Origin of the sequence: Bradyrhizobium xenonodulans (assembly GCF_027594865.1) — a bacterium.
GTDB lineage: Bacteria > Pseudomonadota > Alphaproteobacteria > Rhizobiales > Xanthobacteraceae > Bradyrhizobium > Bradyrhizobium xenonodulans.
The window spans coordinates 3,010,936-3,033,735 of the sequence record NZ_CP089391.1; the positions used below are offsets into that span (position 1 = coordinate 3,010,936).

The window sequence follows — 22,800 nt, forward strand, 5'->3', positions numbered from 1 at the left end:
AAAGTAGTGCAGGGCGTGTCCTCGTAACAAGGCAACGAGACGCGATGTTCGGCCTACGTGGATTGGTCAAAATCTGCTGACGTAGGACATTAATCCATGTCCGTGGCGTTACGACGCAAGGTTCAGGGCAATCAGCGGGATCAGCCTGAGTGCTCAAAATGTGAAAGTCCCGCCGGATGCTTAGGTAGGCGTCTCACCTCACATGGCGGCCTCTCAGAGGAGGGATCAGTCTGGCAATCGTGATCTTTCCGACTGCGAAAAGCCCACCAATCACAGCCTATCGCTCAACAACACGGTCAGTCGGCGCCGTCAAAACCTCCCGCGCAAAAACGTCTGTAATGTAAATCTCCCTGGTCCCAATTTTAGGAGGTTCACTTAAGCCGACCCAAGCAGGAGTATAGGCGCCAAATTTAAGGTAGGGAGCCAATAAATTGTCGTAGCAGTTCGCGCCCCGCCTCTGAAAAACTGCATGACCGTCTTTTTCGACCTCGATAATTCCATCGTCATCAAGCGACCACTTGGTACGAAAGGTCCAGGTGGTCCACTTTCCCCGTTCAAACGGTTGCGACCATGGCATGTCATGACGAGTGTCGCCTTTGGGGTGGAGCCATGTTGGAGCTCGCCCCCAAGCTGTCCGGATAACCCAGCTGTCATTGGCCAGGCTCAATTCGAGCGGAGGCTGGAGCCCCGGCTCACCTCTCCAATTGTCTGGCACGTTGTGCATCTGCGTCACTATGACCTGATTGTTATCGGACTGCCAATCAGGTGGCACGAAGATCTTCAATCCATACTCGTAAAGCCGGTGAAATTCTGTCGCCTTCAATCGGAATTCGGATCGATGACTCCCCTTAACGAGGGGATCATGGAAGTCTATCGTGAATTTCACGGCGCTCTTGGATTTCCAGTTAGGTGCGTCAAGAACCGTAGCGGAATCATTGCAGCAAATTTGTCTTGCCAAGCGGCTCCACTGCGAAAAATCGCGGGTTGCGAATTCATCGTGCATGGGGATGCGCCCCATCAAGAAAATGCTTGAAGATAGGAATAAAGCCTCGGCCGCACACGCGAGTAATAAGCAAAGGACTACGCTTGCGGTCGCGAGCTTGACAATCTTGTGCACGGAATATCTCAACTTCCGGTGACCCGACGTACCCTCGCATAATTCAAAACTCGCGCCATGTGTGGGCCCTTAGGGATTACCCACATCGGCTTCGTGTTTCTCATGTGCCAACCCGGAAGTTCGTCGTCCAAACGTCCGTGACGCATCGGAGACTCCACTCGGCAGGTAAGTTGCCGACGCCGAGCATGTCGAGGCGTTCGCCAGCCAGGACGCCGTGGAAATCTGGTTCGAGCGGAACGATCCCGAAAGGCGGGCTCTTGAGAGGACGCCGTGCTCGATAGAGAGAAGCCGCCAACGGATTGCTCCACGACCCGCACGAGCAAGGTTCGCTGATCAGGCCGTGCGCGTTGATAGTGTGTGACGTTGGATGGCCGCTTTCCGCATGGATGGGCGACGTTACACGCTCTTCGGTATGGCGGCCTCGAGCTCGTCGACGGGCTCCAATTGCCGGCTTAGTACGGTCTGTTGGACCAGTCATCGACCGTTGGCTGGTCATCGCGGTATTCCCACCTTCCGTCCTCGCGCCGGCGACGCCACGTCTGCACGAGCCCGGTCCAATTCCCGTCGATGGTGCGGCGGGGAAATATCGGATGGCATTTGTGCCATATCGATGGATTGAGGACTGATGAGCCGCCACGGAAAAGTCTCGTCCATTGCGCCCAAGCTGGGAGATGTCGAATGCCGATGGCTTCGATCGTCGCGAAGGATATAGCTGACAGCAGCAAGGTGCCAAATGCGAAGCGCCCGAACGCCAGTAGCGTTTCGAGATCGAGCCCCTTCGGCCAGTCGATGTTGCTGAGGAGAAGAGCGTGGATCACATAGGCGGAGTAGCAGACGGTGCCGGCAAAGACGAAGGGCTGGGCGGCCCAGCTATCCCAGAATGTCGAGCGCCGAACTGCCAAGATCAGCGTTACGCTGCAGATCGCGAAGCCGGTATGGTTCGCTGATGCAAGCGCCGACTGCGGCCAGCCGCGCGGAACGGCCTCGAGATATGACCAGGACAGGCCGACGAGCAGCAGTCCAGGGAGCGCCAGCCAGCTGTAGGCCGATCTGATCGTGATGTCGTTGCGGACCGCTCGCATCGCGGCCATTCCGAACAGGAAATCGTCAAGTCGCCCGATGAAATTGTCCTTGAGGGGATTTATGAATGGATTGGAATAATCAGTGTGCCGGCTCATCCAGACGTGGTCGCCGACGATGCGATAGACGAAGCAAAAGACGACCGCCAGAATGAGGACGCGAGGAGGGCCGAGCCGTCTCTCGGCGAGCAGAAGCCCCGGCAGCGCGATCGAAAAGATGATTTCTACGCCAAGCGACCACAGGACCCAAAGAGCCCAAGATGGTTCCCAATATCTCGGAATAACGTCGTGAACGCCGGTCAGCAGCAGTGCGAAGCTCTTGCCGAAGGTGAAGACGTCGTACTGCTTGAGGTAGCCCAGGAGCAGAATCGTCAGAATATATAGAGGCCATAGGCGAAGTGCGCGCTGGTAGTAGAACTTCAACACTGTTTCCCAGTCGTCTGCGATGTTGGGTCGATAGAAAACCATCCCACTAAGGATGAAGAACAAGCCGACGCCGAGATGTCCGTGATTGATTGTTGCCGGCGATAGCAACCTGGACGCATTGAACGGATATGCCGTAGCGATCTGCTGGTAGAAGAAATGGTGGAACAGCACGGCAAGAATCGCAAAGCCGCGGAAGGCATCGATGTAGGAACTGCGCTCCGAGTTGCCTGCCATGAAAAGTCCCGTTGATTAACGGAACCATAAATCCATCGAGCGGCTCCGCTGATCGACCTTTCGGGTTACCCAATATTCGCTGTCCGCAATCCACGAGAAGCGTCCGCAGCAGGAGCATGTGCAGGCTATCATGCGGGTGGCCTAACACATCCGCGAGCGGCATGCCGAAAAGCAAACCTATACGGAAGCGGCTCGTTCGGATTACCCGTGCTGAAACTAGGAACGCCGCGTCGTTGACGATATGCATGTCATACAATCTTCCGGCAGGCGCGCGACGCCGTCCTAGAACTCGGAGCGTTGCCGGCGTAGCATTTTTGTGTTCCTCCAGGGATCGAGACGAGTGGTGACTTTATGCGAGTGATGTTTGTACTCAACTGTCTTGGAACGGGAGGCGCCGAGCGTCATACATATCAGCTTGCGAATGCGCTGGCGGCCCACGGCGATATCTGCACGATAGTGGGCCTAACAAGCAGCTATTCGGCAGCAGGTCCAGGCCAGGAATCCATCAAGCCGGCTCATCTAACCAAAAGCTGTATCAAGCAGGCGCATCTCAGCGAGAGCTCCGTTGAGATGCTTAATGGCAATCGGATTTACGACGTTGGCACAGCATTAGATCTGTCGCGAATGATCCGCAGCCACGCCCCCGAAGTAATTGTCGCAGTGGACGAGCGGCCGTTGCTGTTCGCGACTGTGTCACGGCGATTGGCAGGCTCACATGCCAAACTCATTTTGATCCTGCATAACCCGGACATTCTAACGGTGAGGGATCGAGTACTCCAACCCATTCATCGCTACGTTGTCGCACGGGCGGACGCAATGATCTACGTCGCCCAGGATCAGCGCAAACTATGGGAAGATCGAGGGTATCTACCTCCGACCTCCACCGTCATTCGGAATGGTGTGGACCTGCATCGATTCTCAACCCATTCAACCACTGAATGGAGAGATCGGACCCGCTCAATTCTGGGATTGGGACCAGGCGATTATGTAATCGGCTTGTGCGCCCGTTTCTATCCGCAAAAGAATCATCGTCAGTTGATTGACGCCATTCGAATACTTCGAAGCCGGGGGCATCCGGCCAAGGCCCTGCTAGTAGGAGGTGGTCCGACGCAAGCGAGTATCGGGCAGTATGCCAGCGAAAGCGGAGTGTCGGAGCACATTCTCTTTGCTGGCTTCCAGCAGGACGTCCGACCTTACACAAGCGCTTTTGACGTTGGTGTTCTCTGTAGTATCTCCGAAGCGGCGTCTCTCGTCGCGTTAGAGATGATGGCAATGGGCCTGCCGGTCGTTCTCAGCAACGTCGGCAATGCTGCCGAAATGGTACTTCCCGGGGAGACGGGCTTTCTATTCCCGCCCGGAGATACGATGTCGTTTGTGGACGTTCTCCAGTCGCTGAACGACCCGCTTAAGCGCGAAATCGTTGGACGGGCCGCATCGAAATTTGTTTCCGCAAATTTTGGAGCTGGCCCCATGCTCGATAGTTACCGGGATTTCCTGACGGTCCTCTTGGCGGAAGATGCGAGGCCTGACGCGGTCAAACGCCGATCCGCAGAGATGCGCGCTACTTGAAGGTGCTTATCGATCTACTGCTGGTATCCATATCCTGTGATTTCCGGATTCAAACCGGCTGTTACGGAAGGGTAATTGGAGGTCGAAAATGTCCAGGTGGCGTTCCGTTGTTGGGTCGCCTGGCTTGCTGTACCCCGGCCGCATTCTGTTTCGACCTTCCCGCTGCGATCATCATTTCTCTTATGAAGGGCGTGGTCTCACCTGGAGAATGAACGCGCGGAGTGTCGGATACTTGGCGCTGATCTCATTAGTTGCCCAATCACGGTCGGGCGTTTCGTCCATTCGCCCTCGTCGATCGAGAATGGGTAATCCGAATGAGTCCGAGCCAGGGACCGGTCCAGAAGTTATGCTTGCCCGGGATGCGCAAACGTTCCGGCATGTTGTACCGGCAATTGCTCAGCCCGCGAACGCCTTTAACGGGCGCAGTGGTGCGATGCGCAAAGCCCTAAGCCATCACGGGCCAAGCGTAGTGACCTTTGGTTGAGGAGCCTCTTATGGAGGACCGATGAAAATCGCTATTTTGGTTGGCACTCGCCCCGAAATCATCAAAATGGCGCCGGTTATCCGCGAATGCCAGAAACGAAAACTCGATTACCTCATCATCCATTCGAAGCAACATTACTCCGAGAAACTTGATGGCATCTTTTTCTCGGAGCTCGATCTTCCCCCGCCAAAGTACAATTTGAATGTCGGCTCCGGAGGACACGCGAACCAAACCGGCCGCATATTGATCGCGCTCGAGCCGATCTTGATGTCGGAGAAGCCCGATGTATTGCTCGTTCAAGGAGATACGAACACCGTGGTGGCTGGCGCGCTCGCGGCGAACAAACTTCATATCAAGGTTGGGCATGTCGAGGCCGGATTGCGCTCGTTTGACCAAACGATGCCGGAAGAAAGCAACCGCATTATCGCCGACCACATTTCGGATTATCGCTTTGCCGTCACCGACTTGCAGGTCGATTACCTGAAAAAAGAAGGTATTCCGGAGTCGAAGATCTTCAAAGTCGGTAACACGATCGTCGACGCTTTGCTTTCTCACCGTGGCCGCGCGGAGAAAACGAGTCAGATTCTTTCCGCGCTGAAACTACAAACCAAGGGATATTACCTCTTTACGTCCCACCGGGCCGCGAACGTCGACGATCCAGACGCGCTGAAGGAAATCATCCAGCTGATTGCGAAAATCCCCGGCCAAGTGTGCTGGCCGATCCACTATCGCACGCAGAAGGTTCTCAAGGAAAACAAGATCGATTTGCCTGGGAATTTGACGTGGACCGACCCGGTCGGCTATTCGGACTTCCTGAATATGCTTTCGAATTGCGCGGCTGTTATTACTGATTCCGGCGGTGTCCAGGAAGAAGCTTGCATCCTCGGTGTACCTTGCGTGACTATTCGTGATAGCACGGAGCGGCCCGAAACCGTCGCCGTCGGCGCGAATGTGTTGGTACACCGAAATGCGGAGGCGATGGTCGCGGCGCTCAATCGGCCGATTACCCCTTGGACAAATCCGTTTGGGGACGGCCACACCGCCGAGAGAATTCTCAACATCGTCATGGACCAAAGTGTGCAGCCGGTGGCGCAAACGCAGGATACGGTTTGCGTTGCAGGCCTTGGCTATATGGGACTTCCGACGTCCCTCTTGTTTGCGAACGCGGGCATAAAGGTCACCGGCTTTGATGTCAGCGAAAAGAAGGTAAATGAGATTAACAGCGGCCACTGCCCGTTTGAAGAAACCGGAATTCCGGAATTGTTGACGGCTGCCTTGAAGACCGGAAACTTCAAGGCTCAAACGAAGCCTGCGGCCGCGGACGTTTTCATTGTGGCAGTGCCAACTCCGCACGAAAGCAAGAAATGCGATTTGTCCTTCGTTCTTTCGGCCGTGACTAGCCTGCTTCCCGCTATGAAGGACGGAAATCTTCTCATCATCGAATCGACGATCAAGCCCAAGACCTGCGAAGACATCGTCGTGCCAATTCTCCGATCGAAAAACTTGAAAGTCGAAGTCGCGCATTGCCCGGAGCGGGCGGTTCCGGGCAACACGCTGCATGAGATTGCGTACAATGATCGCATCATCGGTGCTATGTCGCCGGAATCAGCACAGAGAGCGGCGCGCCTTTATTCGACATTCGCGAAGGGTGCGATTCACCAGACGAACCTCGTGACGGCGGAGTGCGTAAAGCTCATGGAAAACACGTTCCGCGACGTCAATATCGCTCTAGCGAACGAGTTTTCCTTGATTGCGGATAGGTTGAAATTCAACGTCTCCGCTGCGATTAAGCTTGCAAACAAGCATCCACGCGTCGACATCCTGCAACCGGGAATCGGGGTCGGGGGCCACTGTATCGCGATCGATCCGTGGTTCTTGACCGAAGACATTGCCGGTCTGGATCTTATCCGCACTGCACGGGAACGGAACGACGACATGCCGAGGTGCATCGCCGAGCGAATTTGCAGCAAGATCGGCTCGACAGTTGAGAGAATCGGAATTCTAGGAGTGAGCTACAAACCGGATGTCGACGATGCTCGCGAAAGCCCGGCTTTGGAAGTTGCAAAGCTTCTCTCGAAAAAATACAAAATCCGATGCCACGATCCGTTCGTGAAGGAGTTTGATCTCGAGCTTTTCCCGATCGAGCAAGTCGACGGTTGGGCGGACATGCTAGTGATTCTGTCGAATCATAAGATCTACGCGTCCAAGAAGTTCGGATCTCCGCTGCTTTCGTTTGACAAGTTGATCAACGCTGAGCCTGATACGATTTCGGGCCCCGGGGGTAAAGAATGCGTGCTTTGACGAGCCCGATGCCGGCTGACGTCCTGGCGCGTTCGAGATCAAAGTTCTGACGTGAGGCCGTGCCGCACGCGAAGCGCGCAATGATTCCGGCTGCAGAATGTCCAGACAGCACTGCGCGAGACCATAACCGCGGGCGCAGCGAGTGGGTGGCTTCGTCAAGTTGAAACCTTGAATGTCCGCAAAAAGAGTTCGAGATTCGTCAATGACCAAAGAACCTTTTCGTGATTCTGTCGACCGTTGAGGTGTTCGGTAACAAGCCTGCGAAGCTTCGGGGCCCTTATTACTTGGGCTAAACTTGAACTGTCGCTCACCAGCAGATCTTGTAAGAAATCGCGGTAGGGGCCTCTAAACCATTCTCCGATCGGCACACGAAAGCCAACTTTTTTCCGCCGCAGGATCTCGGGCGGCAGGATCTTGTCCATCGCAGCGCGCAGCACGGTCTTGCCACCCTTGCCACCGGTGAGAAATTCGTCGGGGAATCGCGCTACGGTGCCGGCCAGCGCCGTATCCATAAACGGCATCCGGCCCTCGATCGACCCGGCCATCATCATTCGATCGCCACGCTCCAGCAAATCATCTGGAAGCCAGGATGTTTGATCGAAGAATAGCGTCCGGCGCAGACTGGATTTCAGCCCGGACGAGTACGGATAGACGTCCGGCGGCGTTGCCGACAGGGGCCGCTCCAGCATTGCTTCGGCTTCAGCGACCGAAGTGCCGCCGAACCATAGCCGCATCCTATTCGGAAGGTCGCGCTCGCCCGCGGCTAACGCGAGAATCTTTACGCGCCGCATTCCGTAGGGCAGGGACCGCACCATCGGGTATATCAGCCCGTCGTGCAGCAGGCGCGGCATCAGCCATTGGTAAAGTCCTATCCATTGCTCTGCGCGATGCTTCGGATACCCACCCATCAACTCATCGGACCCTTCTCCGGTGAGTACCATCTTGACGCAGCGAGAAGCCATCTCCGAAAGCAGAAAGATCGGGATGTCAGATGTTTCGCTGACTGGGGCTCCACGTCGTAAGACGGCGGTTGGCCAATGCGTAAAGAAGCTGTCGGGTTCGACCAATAGTTCATTGTGAGCTGTACCAAACTGACGCGCAATGACACGCGCATGATCGAGTTCGGAGTATTCCGTTTCCCGAAAACCTACCGAGAAGGTCTGCACAGGCCCAGTGCTATGCCTAACCATGGTTGCAACGACCGCCGACGAATCGATGCCACCAGAGAGATAGGCGCCGAACGGCGCGTCGCTACGCATACGAATTCGGACCGCATCATCGAATGCCTGCTGGAACAGGGAAATCGCATCATGGAATGATTTAACATCCGGCAGTGCCGTAGAAACCGGCGGGGAAAAATAGCGTCTCGTCTTCAGCGTTCCGCTCTGCCACACGGCATAGTGACCTGGCGGCAGCTTTTTCAGCTTACGAAAGAATGTGGCAGGCCCCGGAACGTAGCGGTTGAGAAGATATTGGCCAAGTGCTTCGGAATCGAAGTCTCTGCTAAAGCCCGGAAACTGAATGAGGGGGTCGATCTCCGAGCCGAAGAGAAAACCACCTTCCAGCTCGCCGATAAACAGTGGCTTTTTCCCGAAGGCATCGCGAGCAAGTATCAGCCGCTGCTCCCGTTCATCCCACAACGCAAAGCCGAACATGCCGCGAAGTCTACGTATTGCGTCGAGCTGCCACGCCCGATACGCCTCTATGAGCACCTCGCTGTCCGAGTTCGTGCGAAACCGGTGGCCGCGACCAACAAGTTCCTGTCGCAGTTCAACGTAGTTATAGATTTCGCCGTTGAAGATTAGGGTGAAGCGGCCATCCTCACTAGACATAGGCTGCGCGCCGCCACCAATGTCGATAATCGAAAGCCGGCGGTGGCCGAAGGCGATTTGAAATCGCTCATCCGCTGTTGCGTGAAGCTGGTAGCCGGCGCCGTCCGGCCCCCGGTGTAACATCAAATCGGTAAGCTTGATGAGAGTTTCGCGATCCTGATGCTTTGCAGGCCCAAGAACCCATCCAAATATCCCACACATTGCAAAATGCCTTATCTGGACGATAGTTGGACGATACTCGTCACGTCATGTGCTCCCGCTCCGATTTGAGCCAGCAATCAAACTGGAGGTCAGAAGGCCGAAAAGCATGGTTACCCGAGCTGAGATCGCGGCTCGGTGATCACGTTAGACTGAATGACCGACCTCACCCGCGCTGGGGGGCAGCCCGCTGTTCGCCCGCGATCCAATGCCTAACTTCTGGCGTACAACGGCTTGGGCCAGAATGCCGGCAAACAAGGTATTGGTCTTGGCATATCGCCACCACATGCGTCCTGGCTCCTGATAGATGCGGTAAAGCCATTCGAGCCCGAGGTGCTGCATGCGAACTGGCGCCCGCCGCACCGTGCCGGCAAGAATATCGAACGAACCACCTACACCCATGATGAAAGGCACGCCGAGCGCATCGCGATAGGACGCAAGAAAGCGCTCCTTGCGCGGTGACGGCATGCCGATAAAAAGGCAGTCGGCGCGGCTGGACCGGATTTCACGAACCACCTGGGCCTCCTGCTCGCGTGTGAAGTAGCCGTCTCTGAGGCCGGCGAACGCGATCGAGGGATGCTTGTCGAGGACTTGCCGCGCGGCATGTTGCAACACGCCGGGAGTCGCTCCGAGAAAATACGGCTTGAAGCCGTCCCTTTCACATAGTGCAAGAAGCTCGGTGAGCAGATCGATGCCCGTCACGCGCGACGGGACCGGCAGGCCGAGCGCCCGCGCCCCCCACACTATGCCCATGCCATCAATGCTGATCACATCGCTGCTGGCGACGTCGGCAGCGAGCACCGGATCAAAACGCATGCTGACCAGCTTGGCGACGTTGAGCGCAACATGTTGCAAACGCTGCTGGCTATGCATCGCAGTGCGTGCCAACTCGACCGTATCGGCCATCGTAAGGACATCAATGGGGCATCCGAGAAATGACGCACGCATCGCCAACCTCCGTTCACCGCCGTGCAGACGCAGTAAGTCTGAACACCGCAATCCTCATTGATGCGACAATAGCTTAGGGCCTGCTGAGCAAGTACAAGCAGAAGGGTTGGTGCCTGGGGCTGAGTGGCTACCCAATTGTGAGTAATTCCGTGTTGAACGGAGTCTCAGTCGTTGCCCTCCACCTGATCTCGCGACGTGAGAGAGAAGCCCGAACGCTGCCGCGATCGCTGCGGAGGCTTGAAAGCTTCCACGCGGCGGTTGGCGTGGCGCAAAGGTTTGTTGGCACTGGTCGCTCGCCGCGGCGTTGGGTGGCCAGGCGGTGCGATTTCCAAAACGGCGGTTAGGATGATCAGTGGCGTGCGTCGGACGAACGTCCGGGCCAACCGCTAGGATGCTGGGCAATCGCGTGCAACTGGACTGTCGCTATAGGGGGCCGCAGTTTATCCTACCTGCGTAGTCCGATCGAGCAGCACTTTCGTTTGGCAGTTGAGAGTGGATTAGGATAGGCGGTCTCACCAGCTGGACACCGCGCTTGTGGGTAAGCGACCAAGAATGGTAAGGTCGTAGAACGTTTCTCGTCTTATGATCTTCACTTGGCTGGGCATCGCGGAAACTATCCCGGGGCGCTGCGCAGTCTTTCGGAAGACCGTCGGATTGATCTTCCCGTTAAGGCTCGCACTGTTGGGCGGGCATCGCCGAGCATGGCTTCGCCGTAGCGTGTTGACAGATTTTCGGGGTTTGATGAGTACGACCCAGAGTACCCTTCGGTTAATCGTAGCGACGCCCTACGGCCGGCATGGCCGAGGAGGAATTGATCGCCTTACGGATCTCATCATCGATACAATCGATCAACGCGGAGATCTTGGCGTCAAGGCAGAGCGACTGGTAACCAGGGGACAGAAGAGCAAGTATTGGGGAGTGGTGGTCTTTGCCCAGGCACTGATTCAATTCTGTGTCGCCGCAGGAGGAGGGAAGGTTGACCTAATCCATTTTCAGCTTGCATGGCGCGGAAGCGCGTACCGCAAGCTGATCATCGCGGCTATAGCGCGCCATTTTGGGGTGCCCTATGTCGTTCATCTTCACGCCGGCCAGTTTGATCAGTTCTGGGCAAGTGCCGGGACATATCTGCGTCGAAGCATCAACCGATTGTTCGTTGATAGTGCAGCGATCATTGTGCTTGGCGACTATGGTGCGCGCGTCATTCTCGATCGGCTTCCCGGCCTTCGCGACAAAATAACGATTCTTCCGAACGCAAGCACCTCTCCGGGCCAACCAAATCTGGGCCGATCGGAATCCGGGCAGATTCGCATTACCTTTCTCGGCTTCCTTGAACCGGATAAGGGTGTGCCACAACTCGTTGATGCACTTGGACAGCTGGCATGCCGCACGGACTGGACCGCGACCATAGCTGGAAGCGGCGAAATAGAGCAAACCCGCGATCAGGCTGAACGGCTCAAAATCGCCCATCGCGTGGACTTCCCAGGCTGGCTCAGCTCTTCAGAAACTGCGGCGCTGCTTCAGCAGACCGATATCCTCACGCTCCCATCCTTTGTCGAATCGCTGCCAATGGCGGTCATCGAAGCCTTCGCTTACGGTATAGCTGTGGTGGCAACACCTGTTGGCGCGGTTCCCGAAGTAGTTGCTCACGAACGCAACGGGCTCCTGGTGCCTGTAGGGGACGCCGCGGCGCTTGCCAATGCGCTTAACCGATTGCTTGAGGATCGAGCGTTGAGGCTCCGCCTGGGCGGCGCCGCCTGCCGTGACCATGCAGAACGATACGAAATTAACGCTTACATGAAGCGACTGGTGCCGATCTGGCGAAAGGCCGCACGGTGTCGAGAGCCGGAGACACGTAGCTGACACCGATCTAATTTGGTGTCTTAGAGATGGACGTTTGGCAACGGCAAGTCGTAGCTCGGAGCCAGATGCACCCCGTTACTGCGTTGTCTGCGGTCGGCGATCGTCTCGGTGGTGGCGAACCACATTTCACGGGTGCGCCTCCCGAGAGTTGAGGCGGTCTCAGCTCACCGTCGCCCGGCCCAGGCCCGAAGCGTCTCTTCCAAGTGCTGCCGATGGGGTCGTCTCGCAAGTAGCGTCTGCGCGGCCAACTGCACACCATTCATTCGCGCCGCGAAGGAAATGTTCGAGTCAAACGCACTACTCACCCCAATGCGTGGAAGCGCGAATTGGTTGAGTCGATCGCTGCCCAGTTGCCCGTGTCGCGTTGTTACGGCGCTCGAATAACCCACCTCCTTGGCGAGAAGCTCTTCGCGTACACCGCACGCTCCATACGGATAAGCGTGATGCCGGACAGGCGCCTGAAGTAAGTTCTGCAGATAGTTGCGGTTATCGGCCATTTCGGCTCGCGCTAAGGTCGCGTCAATGGCCGCCAGCGCCGCGTGTGAGGTAGTGTGGCCGCCGATTGATGCGAGAGGATGACGCGCTAGTTCTTGAAGCGCGCACTCGTCCAGGAAGTATTGGTGGTTCAACGTCGCTATCGAAATGCCAGCTTTGTTGAAGGTCGGCGCAAGCATTTCGGCACGATTGTAATTCTGGTGAACCCAGTGGTCGACTTTTGTCAGGGCGAACCGTTTGCTCTCGTAGTCAGGGCAATGAAACCGAATGCCCATTGCATCGATTGTGATGTCATCTCTTGACCGAAACAGCTCGCGCAATCCTAACCACCAGGACTGCATGGTGCGCGTTACCGCAGCCGTCGGCACGTACATCATGAATGGAGCATTGTTGCGCTCCAGGATTGGCAGCGCCACCGAGACATTGTCGCGGTACCCGTCATCGAAGGTGAGGACCGCGTAGCGGCGCGATTGGTCATTTCTGGCCAGCCGCTCTAGGCACTCCTGGAGGCTGACAATCGCCCATCCTTCTTGTTGGAGCCAACTGAGCGAGTACTCGAAGAGTTCAACGGAAGTGCCGGTCATCAATTCCGACCGACAATCCCGCTGAATTTCGTGAAACATTACGATCGCCGCCCTACCAGCGAAGACACTCCGAAAGACCGGAAAAAATCCGGCACTTCCGATGGTACGAAATACAAGGTCTTTAAGCTGCCGCTTCAATTTAGGTGACCTCCGTAGCGATGAATCCGTTCAGCCAGGGCACATTTCCGATACTAGTCTAGCCAGAGGCTACGAATAACGCACTTCGATTGAGTTCGATCGGTGCTCACGTTGTGGCTACCCCGTTTTGAGTATTGGTCGGCACCTGGGACGGGTGGTATCGTGAGGAATGGCATCCGAACTCCTGATAGATCCCAAGCGCGCGCACCACTACAAGGTGGAAGTCAAGCTCGCTGATCGGTTACGCAATTCCTCGCGCGCGGAGCGCAAGCACCTTTACAGCTCGGTCTACGAAGAGTTGTTTCGCGAGGTGCCGTACCACCCGCTGCTCGAGCTCAAGAGCCAGAGGGCGGTGAAGCGGGCCGAGTTGCAGGAGCTGTTCGAGACGCTCCGTCCGTTCCTTGATCGTGACACGGTCTATGCGGAGGTCGGAGCTGGCGACTGCGCGCTCACGATGCTCGTCGCGCCGCACGTGCGGAAAGCCTATGCGATCGATGTCTCTGAGACGGTGACGCGCGGCGCGGGCGCCCCGAACCTTGAAGTGGTGCTCTCGGACGGCATCAGCATTCCGATAAAGGCGACGCTGATTTTCTCGAACCAGCTGATGGAACACCTCCATCCGGAAGACGCGTGCGACCAGCTCGCGAACGTGTTCGCCGCGCTTGAGCCCGGCGGAAAATACTTCTGCATTACGCCGAACCGAATGAACGGCCCGCACGACGTCTCGGGCGGCATCGACGAAGTGGCGCGGGGCTTTCACTTGCGCGAGTACACCAACCGTGAGCTGGCGAGCCTGTTGCGCTCCGCGGGTTTCGCGCGCGTGCAGGCTTTCGTGCGCATCCGCAAGTTCCAGACGACGCTGCCGCTAGGCGTCGTGATCGCGCTCGAAACCGTCGTCAGCTGCCTGCCGCGGAGCCTCGGACGGCGCGTTTCGAACTTGCCGATACTGCGCCGCACGCTCGGAATCCAGCTCATCGCGACACGTCGCTGAGGATAACTCCGACTGCATTGCGGCGAGACCGGTGACGCTGTCGGCATTCCCAGCCGGCCTGCCGAGCCCCTTCGCCAGGTCAGACTTGAGCAAGTGGTTGCCGACGATTGAAATTGCGACAGGCCTCGATCAGCGGGCGCTCGACGAACAGGTGCAGCAGGCAGCCGCAGGCGATCGTGCCGGCGAAGACCACAACATAGATAACTTTCGGCGTCAGCGAGACATAGGCCGAAACCCTGATCATGACCTTGGCGAGCAGGCCGAGAAAGGCCTCATGGGTCAGGTAGATCGAATAGGATGCATCCCCGATCAGGTTGAGAAGCCGCACGTTGGATGGCCACTGTCCGGCAGATTCCAGCGATGCTGCCCCGGCTATGATCAGGCCGAAGGCGATGGCGTAGGCGATCTGCGTCTGGCTGTAGGGCATGCCCTCGCTTTCGAGCGCATAGGCGGCGGCCAGCAGCGCCAGACCGGCTGGAAACGCGCATTTGACGACACTCGGCCTGCCGTTCGTCCAGCAGTGGAAGGCCAGGATACCGACAAGAAAATTGAGATTGAGCGACGTGAAATAGGTAGTCCACGGCGTCCAGCCGCTGCCATCTTGGTGCTGGAATATCGGCAGGCAGGCCAGCATCCATAGCGCAAAGACGGCCCTTCCAACATTCCTATTAATAATGAAGAGCGCGAAAACGAGATAGAAGGCCATTTCATTGACGAGGGACCACGCCGGCGCGATCGGAAATTCCAGGCTGTCGAGGCGGACGAGGAATGCGGTCGAAATCCAGCGGCCGACGGTGTCCGGCAGCACGACCGCTCCCGGCGTTCCAAATCCCATCGCCACCAGTGCGCAGAAGATGCCGACATAGACCCAATAGACCGGGAACACCCGCACAAAGCGGCGTGTCAGATAGCGGCCCAGCTGGTCTGGGTTGCCGATATCGTGACGGTGGGCGAGGGCGATGACGAATCCCGAAAGTACGAAGAAGAAATCAACGCCCAAATTGCCGCGTCGGGTGAAGTTGGAAAACAGTTCCTCTCCAAGATAACGCGGCAGAGTCATCGTGAGCGAAAGATGGTAGCCGAGGACGGCCATTGCCGCAAAACCTCTGGCCTGCTGCAAGGCGTGCAATTGCATCGCTCAACCTCCACGAGGCATCAGATGAAGAGGTAGCATGTCTATCCTTTTACTGGAGGATTCGTCAAAAATGTCGTGGCTATAAGTAGGTAACCCTCGGCCGTTGCGCGAACTAAGTGGTCTGAGCTGACCTGAGCCCCTGAACTTCCTCCAAAAATGGGTAGAATCCGTCCACCTTGAGGGAGACGGAGATGAAGCAGTCGAGGTTCACGGAAGAGCGGATCATTGCGGTGTTGCGGGAGCACGAGGCAGGATCGAAGACCGGTGATGTTTGCCGGAAGCACGGGATCAGCAGCGCGACGTTCTACAAGTGGAAGGCCAAGTATGGTGGCCTGGACGTATCCGAAGCTCGACGCCTCAAGGTCCTTGCCGACGAGAATGCGAAGCTGAAGAAGCTGTTGGCCGAGGCGATGCTCGACAACGCCATGCTAAAGGACCTCAATTCAAAAAAATGGTGACGCCCGTTGCAAGGCGGCAGGCTGTGGCTCACCTTTGTTCGAGTTTTGAGGTCAGTCAGCGGCGGGCGTGTGAAGTGATTGGGGCTGATCGGTCCTCGGTGCGTTATCTCAGCCTTCGGCCTGACGACGCGACCATTCGCGTCCGGCTGCGCGAGTTGGCGTCGGTGCGCCGGCGCTTTGGCTATCGCCGTCTGCTTCTCATGATCCGCAGTGAAGGCGTGCTTATCAACCACAAGAAGCTGAGGCGGCTGTATGCCGAGGAGCGGCTGCAGGTTCGCCGGCGAGGTGGACGCAAAAGAGCTCTCGGAACACGGGTTCCGATGGAGTTGCCGCAGGGACCGAACCAGCGCTGGTCACTGGATTTCGTCAGCGACACGCTGACCGACAGCCGACGCTTCCGTATCCTGGCTGTCGTTGATGACTTCACCCGGGAATGCATCGCATTGGTGGCCGACACGTCGTTGTCGGGGATCCGGGTGGGTCGTGAGCTCGATGCCGCGATCGCCCGACGAGGCCGCCCAACGATGATCGTCAGCGACAACGGGACCGAGCTCACCAGCATGGCCATCCTGCGTTGGTCGCAGCTCACCCGGATCGAGTGGCACTACATCGCGCCGGGCAAGCCGCAGCAGAATGCCTTCGTGGAAAGCTTCAATGGACGACTGCGCGACGAGTTGTTGAACGAGACGTTGTTCTCGTCACTCGATCATGCTCGGGAGCTGCTCGCCGAATGGCAGGACGATTACAACACCGTTCGTCCGCACAGCGGGATCGGCAACCTGCCGCCATCAACTTACGCCAGGCTAACAGCGTCCGAGATGCAACGGGACGGGACGCTGCGCTGTGTCGAGGGCTCCGCGCCCCGTCCCGTTGCATCACCAAGCCACACAGGCTCAAATGACCAAAGGATTCCGCCCATCGCTGGATGACCTTTGGGGCTCAGGTCAGAGCCCGCAGAGTCTTCCAAGAATGGTAGAGTCCGTCACCTTTGAAGGGATGGACCATGAAGCCAAGTCTGCTTGACGTTCGCTCCGGTCCGCGACGAGGGCCAGAGCGATCATGTAAGCGGTGGGACCGGCAGCGGATTGTTGATGCGCGATGCAAACGGCTGCGAGCCCGATGCATCTATCTCGATGTTCGCGTACCAAACGGCCAACGGCAGGCCATCTAGGTTATTCCCTCGATACAACGCCAGATTCCACCAGAATGGTGCCCTGGCCTGCGTGCCAACTTGCACGCCGCTCCGATTCCAGAGCTGATTGCCATCGAGCCAAGTCTGCACAAACCCATTGGGATAGTTGTCCATCCGGAATGTCGTCCTCACGAAATGCCAACGGCCAGTCGCGCAGCTGACATAGGGAGAACTCCAGGTCGTCGGATCGATATGAACCCAGGCGCCATACCTCCCGTTACGAGCATAGAGCGCATGGGTTGGTCCGGAATTGACGCCGCCAGTCTGATCGTGAAGATTGGGAAGACCACAGAAGGTGCAGTCGAAGGTCGAGCCTGGCTCTATGAAGAAGGCAAACGAGATGTCGCTGGTCACTTGCCACGGAATCAAGAGATGGGCGGTATTGAATTGAATTCGGTCGATGCTGGCCCCATCGAACGGGGCGTGATCACCTTTATGCACTTCGAAGCGATATAGATTGAGGTAGTTCGGATCGTTCACCTTGATCAGGCAATAGGGATAAGCCCCGGCACGACCCTGCAAGGACCCATTAAGAGCACTCGTCGACGTCGTGACCGGATAAATGAGGTTGTTTCCGTTCCCGGTCGGGAGATGTTTGTAGGGCGCGACATTGGTCGGCCCCGTACTCAAGCCGAGACCGCCGATCTTCGGCCTGACATCCATCGCGGTCAGGAAGCTATAGAGCGCCTTGCTGAAATCGAGCTGCTGCTGTGCTGTCAGCTTCGATCCATAATGCACGAAGGCAACCTGACGCGACGTGAAATGACCGCGCCCGCTCTTGAGGATCTGAACGGTGCCGGCGCCCGCACTGTGGGTTGCGGTGCCAGTGCCGATCGATGAGCCGTCGAGAAAGACCTGAATCTGCGCCGTTGTGTCATTCTGTTGTACTGTCCAATGTCCAACGGTCGAGCCGTAGACGCTGCTGAGGGAAATTCCATCTGACGTATTGAGGCCCGCTATGATGTTACTGATTACGGAGCCATTGGCCTTGTGACCGATAAACAGTTTTCCGCCATTGCACTGGAATGGACTGACGTCGTCGGATGTGCACTCGTTAAGACAAAAGTGCCCAAAAGCAGAATTGCCATCGGTAGCCTTGCCGCTGTTGACCTGGAAGTTGGTCGAGAACCAGCCTGTGGAGCCATCGCCTGCGAGGCAATTGTTGGCGTTATAGGAAATGGTGCCATTGGCAGCGAGGCGACCTGTGGCTGTGTTGACCCAGTTGTAGCTGCAAGCACTCTCGGATGGTGCGGCGAAGCAATAGAACAGATCGAGCGTCGCCCAGATGCCCCGTTGCTTGAGCGTGGTGATCAGGATATCGACCTGCTGCAGCCAGTCGCTGCTCGGTGCAGGCGAGATGGCAGAAGCGAGTGCATTGGTCTCATCGTTGACTGCTGGCATTGATAACCCGGCGGTCGTCCGCATGGCGCTCGCCGTCGTGGTCGCCAACAATCCGGTAAGAAGATCGCGCCGCCGCATGTGCCGGCTCCTCAACGGTCTCGCCTATGTGATGAGAAGGACGCCCGACACCTTGTCACGCAGCGCGAGCGGAAGAATGTCGGATGGCGTTTCCAGCTTTGGGCAAGCGTCCGATGCATCATGGATGTCTGCACAAAGAGCCTCGGTTTCGCTGGTCGATTGGGTCGATGATAACGCGAAATCCAATGGAAGCCCGCGGGGTAATCCGAAAGGGCGGGCACCTGAGGCGAATTAGACCGTAGGATACGTGCGGATAACCACGTTACGTTGGACCTTTCGCACACCGTCGCCCAGGTCGCCCGGGCTGAACGCCCCCTGCTGAGTGCGCTGCATCGGAGAGGCCGGCCGGACGGGAAGTCAGCCTGCGCTAAGGAGCCAGTCGATGAAAGCACGAACCCGGATTCCGCTGACGAACGGTTGGGATCACGCGATGGAGGTGATGTCCCGCGAGATTCGCTCGATCAAGGATCATGGCAAGGTTCTTGAGATCCTCGAAGCTGGCTGCGGCCAGAAGTGGGATCTCGACATCGGGGATGGCGGCTATGTGCTGACCGGGATCGACCTTGACCCCGAAGCCCTTCGCATCCGGCGCGACGAAACGAAGGACCTCCACGAAGGCATCGTCGGGGATCTGCGCACGGCCGATTTTGGCCAGCGGACCTTCGACGTTATCTTCAACTCCTTCGTGCTGGAGCACGTGCCTGGGGCACAGCAGGTCCTGGAGAACTTCAACAGATGGACGAAACCGGGCGGGCTGATCATCATCATGATCCCCGACCCTTATTCGGCGTACGGTTTCACCGCCAGGATGACGCCGCACTGGATTCACGTGCTCTTCTATCGGTTGATCCTCGGATGGAAGAACGCCGGCAAGCCAGGCTACGGCCCCTACAAGGTTACCTATGACCAAGTAGTGTCGCGCGAAGGCATTCGGACGTTCTGCGAAGAGAACGGACTGGTCCTGGCCGCCGAATACGGGATGCCTAGCAGCCACGGCCTGAACAACAACAGCCCCAAGCTGAAGCTGGTGGAAGCCTACAAGAAGGCGCTTCAGGTCCTGTCCCTCGGCCGCCTGAGCTCCGATTACAACGACATCATCTTTATCATCCGTAAACCGGCTCTTCGCGCGCGGGCGGACCTGCAGGTCAGCGCTGCCCTTCTCGCCTGATTTGCAGGCTCTAGCGCCGGGTCATATCTACCAAGCGTCGGTTGATCGCGCGGGACAGCGCCGTCACGCTTGCCGGCCCTCTCGTCAATGATCGGACGACACCGCCTTATCGCCAGGTCGGATTTCTATGAAGTCGCGGCGCGAACGGCAGAAGATCGAGATGTTGGCTCCAGTCTGAAGCGCTTCCTGCGCTTCGTCCGGCCCAGGTTGAGAGGCCCATCAGCGGCTCAAGTCGAATTCTCCTTGCTGCCACGGCTCAGAACTTTAGCAAGCAATAAACCGAGCGACCTCATGAGCGATGAAGCCGCGTTGCCTCCCTGTTTCGTTTGGGGCTCCAACGCGATCCCAGCGCGCATCGCGTGACTAAACTTTCCGGCGGAGACGACCTCTTTCTGCGAAAGAGCGGATGGCTATGAGGCGGATTATTGGGGACTGGTCGCGCAGTCCGGATTTTGAGGATCCGCAAGATCAACGTAAACGAAACCAGTTCATACGTTGGTATAAATCATACTTTGAAAGTTTTTTCGCCACTTTTGCTTATTAACCCCCCAAGCCAGCACTCGGGGGGGCCAGTTCCCGATGCTTTGAAATCCGCTCGCAGTCCGAGGCTGCGATGCGTTGAAATGTGCTCGCGAAGCCAGTCTCTGCGAGCAGCGGTATGTTGCGCGCCATCGTGATGCGCGGCACTGGAATGCTCGTCAACGCCAACCAGAAGCAGTAATTCGAAGGAGCCTGAATTGGATACTACCGGCACGATCACGTCATTTTCGGCAACGCCGCAAACGTACCTGACCATTGGGGGCGACCGCTACTACGTTCAGACGCCGGGCAAGAGCTACAGCCTGACCAATCCCGATCCGCAGACCTTGCAATTTTCAATTCAACCTGGCGATCACGCCTGGTTTGACGGATCAAGTGTTGATCGCTCTGAAATCATGTGGGCGGGTACGGCCGGAAGCACGACCACCCAATACATTCCCCCGGGGACTCCCATCGCCATCGACTACCAGTTCGCGGTACAGCCCAACGGGCCAAACAACACATTCGTCAACAACGCATGGTTCTTTGTTACCGCAGAAATGCATGATGGCGGCACTGTGGCTGGAACCTCGCCGCCATTCGCAGTTCAGCTCAACGGCGACCATCTGCAGCTTGTCGCGCTCTATGTCCTGCCTGGCGGGAATCCCGCCCAGGGCTCCCCCGATCTGCATTATCAGGTTCTATGGACCGACCCGAACCCGATTGTTCCGGGGCATTATTACGACATCAACATCCAGGCCAACGTCTCGAACAGCGGCGGCGGCTATCTCAAGCTGGCGGTCGACGGCAAGCAGGTCGTGAACTATTCCGGCCCGCTGGGCTATGGCTCGCAGACCTATTGGGAAGAAGGCCTCTATCGGAATGCAGGTCCTACCGAGAGCGTAACCGCCGACTTTCGCAGTCTGACGATGGTCACCGGATCGCAGGCGATCGGCTGGACGGGTGTGGGCGGCTCGCCCACAACGCCAACCACCCCGCCAAACGTCGCGCCGACAGTGACCCAAGCCTCCGCTTCACCGGGGACAGGTATCGAGCATGCCGGCGATACCATCACATTGACGCTCGGCTTTAGCGAGGCTGTGACCGTCACGGGCACGCCCACACTGAAGCTCAACGACGGCAATACCGCCACCTATGTCGGTGGTTCCGGCACGGGTACGCTTACCTTCCACACCACGGTTGCATCGACCGACACCAACACTTCGGCGCTCGCCATCACCGGCGTCAATCTTCCGAGCGGTGCGAGCATCAAGGACGCCTCCGGTCTCGCGGCGAACCTGTCGGGCGCGGTGAAGACGTTCACCGGTCTCCAGATCGATCCGATCTCACCGGCGGTGACGCAGGCCACGGCCACTCCGGGAACGGGTACCGAGCACGTCGGGGACACGATCACGCTGTCGCTCGCCTTCAACGAGGCCGTGACGGTAACAGGCACGCCCACGCTGTCGCTCAATGACGGCGGCAAGGCCACCTATGTCGGCGGGTCGGGCACGGGTACGCTCACCTTCAAAACGACTGTCGCGTCGACCGACACCAGCACCTCGGCGCTCGCCATCACCGGCGTGAATCTGCCGAGCGGTACGGCCATCAAAGACGCGAGCGGTATTGCGGCGAACCTGTCGGCTGCGGTGAAGACTTTCTCCGGCCTGGCGGTTTCGACGGCATCGACGACGCCGACCTCCCCAACGACGCCGACCACGCCGACGGCACCAACGACGCCGTCAGCGACCAAGCCGGTCCTCACCGTCGCGGATCACTCGCTCTGGGTGGCCGGAAGAGGCGGCTCCGTCGACCTGGGCACCAAGGTGACCACGACCGACTCCAACGATCACGTGACCGTAAACATCACGGGGTTGCCGAGGTATGAGACCATCACCGACAAGCTCGACGGTCAAACGTTCCGTGGAAATAACATCACCCTCACGGCTGCGCAGGTCGACAGCGGACTGGAACTGCACTCGTACTATCGTGGCGGCGGCCATCCGACCGCAACGCTCACGCTGACTGCAAGTGCGAAGGATCCGACCACTGGTGCGGTTGCGACGGCTTCGCCACAGACCATCACCGTGGTGGATCCTCGACCAACGACGACCACGACCACGACGACGTCGTCGCACCACCACCACACCGCGACGGATCATCAGCCTGTTGCCACCACGACGGCCGCGGCCCCGACGACCTCGCACACGACCGAGTCCACGGATCATCAGCACACGGCCTCTGCAAGCACGGGGTCCTTGGCAAACCAGGGCTTTGCGCTGCTCCAGCAGCACTTTGACCCGGCCGCCAGCACCCTGGCAACGACCGCTGCCCATCCGACCATTCCGGCGTTTCATCCGGCTGCAACCGGCACCACGATGGCGTCGTTCGCAAGTCAGAGCTTTGCGCTGCTGAACCAGTACTTGGCCGCTCACACCGGCCATGTGGACCCCGGTCAGATCGTGGCGGCTCTCTCGCACGCGACCGGTTTGGGGACCGACTCGTTGCTGGCCCGTCCGCAACACTAAGGCCGAGCCGCACCCAGGCTCAACGCCTGGGTGCGGCGCCGTCAATGTCTGGGAATGATGAGAAG

At 57.8% G+C, this 22,800-nt stretch carries 14 protein-coding genes; 7 read left to right on the forward strand and 7 right to left on the reverse strand.

Going from position 1 to position 22,800, the window contains the following annotated elements; translation table 11 throughout:
- Positions 1–277: 277 nt before the first annotated feature.
- Together I3J27_RS13850 and I3J27_RS13855 are read right to left on the reverse strand one after the other, a co-directional pair.
- Positions 278–1,117, reverse strand: a complete 840-nt coding sequence (locus tag I3J27_RS13850; protein WP_270170066.1) for a polysaccharide lyase family 20 protein — start codon at positions 1,115–1,117, stop codon at positions 278–280.
- A 452-nt stretch (positions 1,118–1,569) separates the two neighbouring features.
- Positions 1,570–2,856: an acyltransferase family protein gene (locus I3J27_RS13855; protein ID WP_270170068.1), complete on the reverse strand. Its 1,287-nt coding sequence runs from the start codon at positions 2,854–2,856 to the stop codon at positions 1,570–1,572.
- A 360-nt stretch (positions 2,857–3,216) separates the two neighbouring features.
- Between I3J27_RS13855 and I3J27_RS13860 the strand changes: the two genes are divergently transcribed.
- Together I3J27_RS13860 and wecB are read left to right on the forward strand one after the other, a co-directional pair.
- The gene (locus I3J27_RS13860; RefSeq protein ID WP_270170071.1) at positions 3,217–4,425 is read left to right on the forward strand and encodes a glycosyltransferase; all 1,209 of its coding nucleotides are present in this window, start codon (positions 3,217–3,219) and stop codon (positions 4,423–4,425) included.
- A gap of 505 nt (positions 4,426–4,930) precedes the next feature.
- Positions 4,931–7,210, forward strand: coding sequence for a non-hydrolyzing UDP-N-acetylglucosamine 2-epimerase (gene wecB, locus I3J27_RS13865; protein WP_270170073.1), 2,280 nt, complete (start codon positions 4,931–4,933; stop codon positions 7,208–7,210).
- Between the two features lie 155 nt (positions 7,211–7,365).
- Here wecB and asnB read toward each other — a convergent pair whose 3' ends face one another.
- Together asnB and I3J27_RS13875 are read right to left on the reverse strand one after the other, a co-directional pair.
- Positions 7,366–9,243, reverse strand: a complete 1,878-nt coding sequence (gene asnB, locus I3J27_RS13870; protein ID WP_270170075.1) for an asparagine synthase (glutamine-hydrolyzing) — start codon at positions 9,241–9,243, stop codon at positions 7,366–7,368.
- A 144-nt stretch (positions 9,244–9,387) separates the two neighbouring features.
- Positions 9,388–10,146 carry a WecB/TagA/CpsF family glycosyltransferase gene (locus I3J27_RS13875; protein WP_270170077.1) on the reverse strand — a complete coding sequence of 253 codons (759 nt, stop codon included), beginning with the start codon at positions 10,144–10,146 and terminating at the stop codon, positions 9,388–9,390.
- A 783-nt stretch (positions 10,147–10,929) separates the two neighbouring features.
- On the opposite strand from I3J27_RS13875, the gene I3J27_RS13880 reads away from it, so the two are divergent.
- Entirely contained in the window at positions 10,930–12,048 is a 1,119-nt protein-coding gene (locus I3J27_RS13880) for a glycosyltransferase family 4 protein (RefSeq protein ID WP_270170079.1), read from the forward strand.
- A gap of 164 nt (positions 12,049–12,212) precedes the next feature.
- Here the strand turns inward: I3J27_RS13880 and I3J27_RS13885 are convergent, their stop codons facing one another.
- Positions 12,213–13,166 carry a polysaccharide deacetylase family protein gene (locus I3J27_RS13885; protein ID WP_270170081.1) on the reverse strand — a complete coding sequence of 318 codons (954 nt, stop codon included), beginning with the start codon at positions 13,164–13,166 and terminating at the stop codon, positions 12,213–12,215.
- Positions 13,167–13,434: 268 nt separating this feature from the next.
- Here I3J27_RS13885 and I3J27_RS13890 point away from each other — a divergent pair, with 268 nt between their 5' ends.
- On the forward strand, positions 13,435–14,256 hold the full coding sequence (locus tag I3J27_RS13890; protein WP_270170083.1) for a methyltransferase domain-containing protein: 822 nt from the start codon (positions 13,435–13,437) through the stop codon (positions 14,254–14,256).
- A 79-nt stretch (positions 14,257–14,335) separates the two neighbouring features.
- Here the strand turns inward: I3J27_RS13890 and I3J27_RS13895 are convergent, their stop codons facing one another.
- The gene (locus tag I3J27_RS13895) at positions 14,336–15,391 is read right to left on the reverse strand and encodes an acyltransferase family protein (protein WP_270170085.1); all 1,056 of its coding nucleotides are present in this window, start codon (positions 15,389–15,391) and stop codon (positions 14,336–14,338) included.
- 191 nt (positions 15,392–15,582) lie between these two features.
- Between I3J27_RS13895 and I3J27_RS13900 the strand changes: the two genes are divergently transcribed.
- A protein-coding gene (locus tag I3J27_RS13900; RefSeq protein ID WP_370691928.1) for an IS3 family transposase occupies positions 15,583–16,778 on the forward strand; the annotation gives its coding sequence in 2 pieces (ribosomal slippage) (positions 15,583–15,844 and positions 15,844–16,778; 1,197 coding nt in all).
- A gap of 128 nt (positions 16,779–16,906) precedes the next feature.
- Here I3J27_RS13900 and I3J27_RS13905 read toward each other — a convergent pair.
- On the reverse strand, positions 16,907–18,520 hold the full coding sequence (locus I3J27_RS13905; RefSeq protein WP_270170087.1) for a polysaccharide lyase family protein: 1,614 nt from the start codon (positions 18,518–18,520) through the stop codon (positions 16,907–16,909).
- A gap of 382 nt (positions 18,521–18,902) precedes the next feature.
- On the opposite strand from I3J27_RS13905, the gene I3J27_RS13910 reads away from it, so the two are divergent.
- Positions 18,903–19,688, forward strand: a complete 786-nt coding sequence (locus I3J27_RS13910) for a class I SAM-dependent methyltransferase (RefSeq protein WP_270170089.1) — start codon at positions 18,903–18,905, stop codon at positions 19,686–19,688.
- 737 nt (positions 19,689–20,425) lie between these two features.
- A complete protein-coding gene (locus tag I3J27_RS13915; RefSeq protein WP_270170091.1) occupies positions 20,426–22,735 on the forward strand; it encodes a heparin lyase I family protein in 2,310 nt (769 codons plus the stop codon).
- The last annotated feature ends 65 nt before the right edge of the window (positions 22,736–22,800 follow it).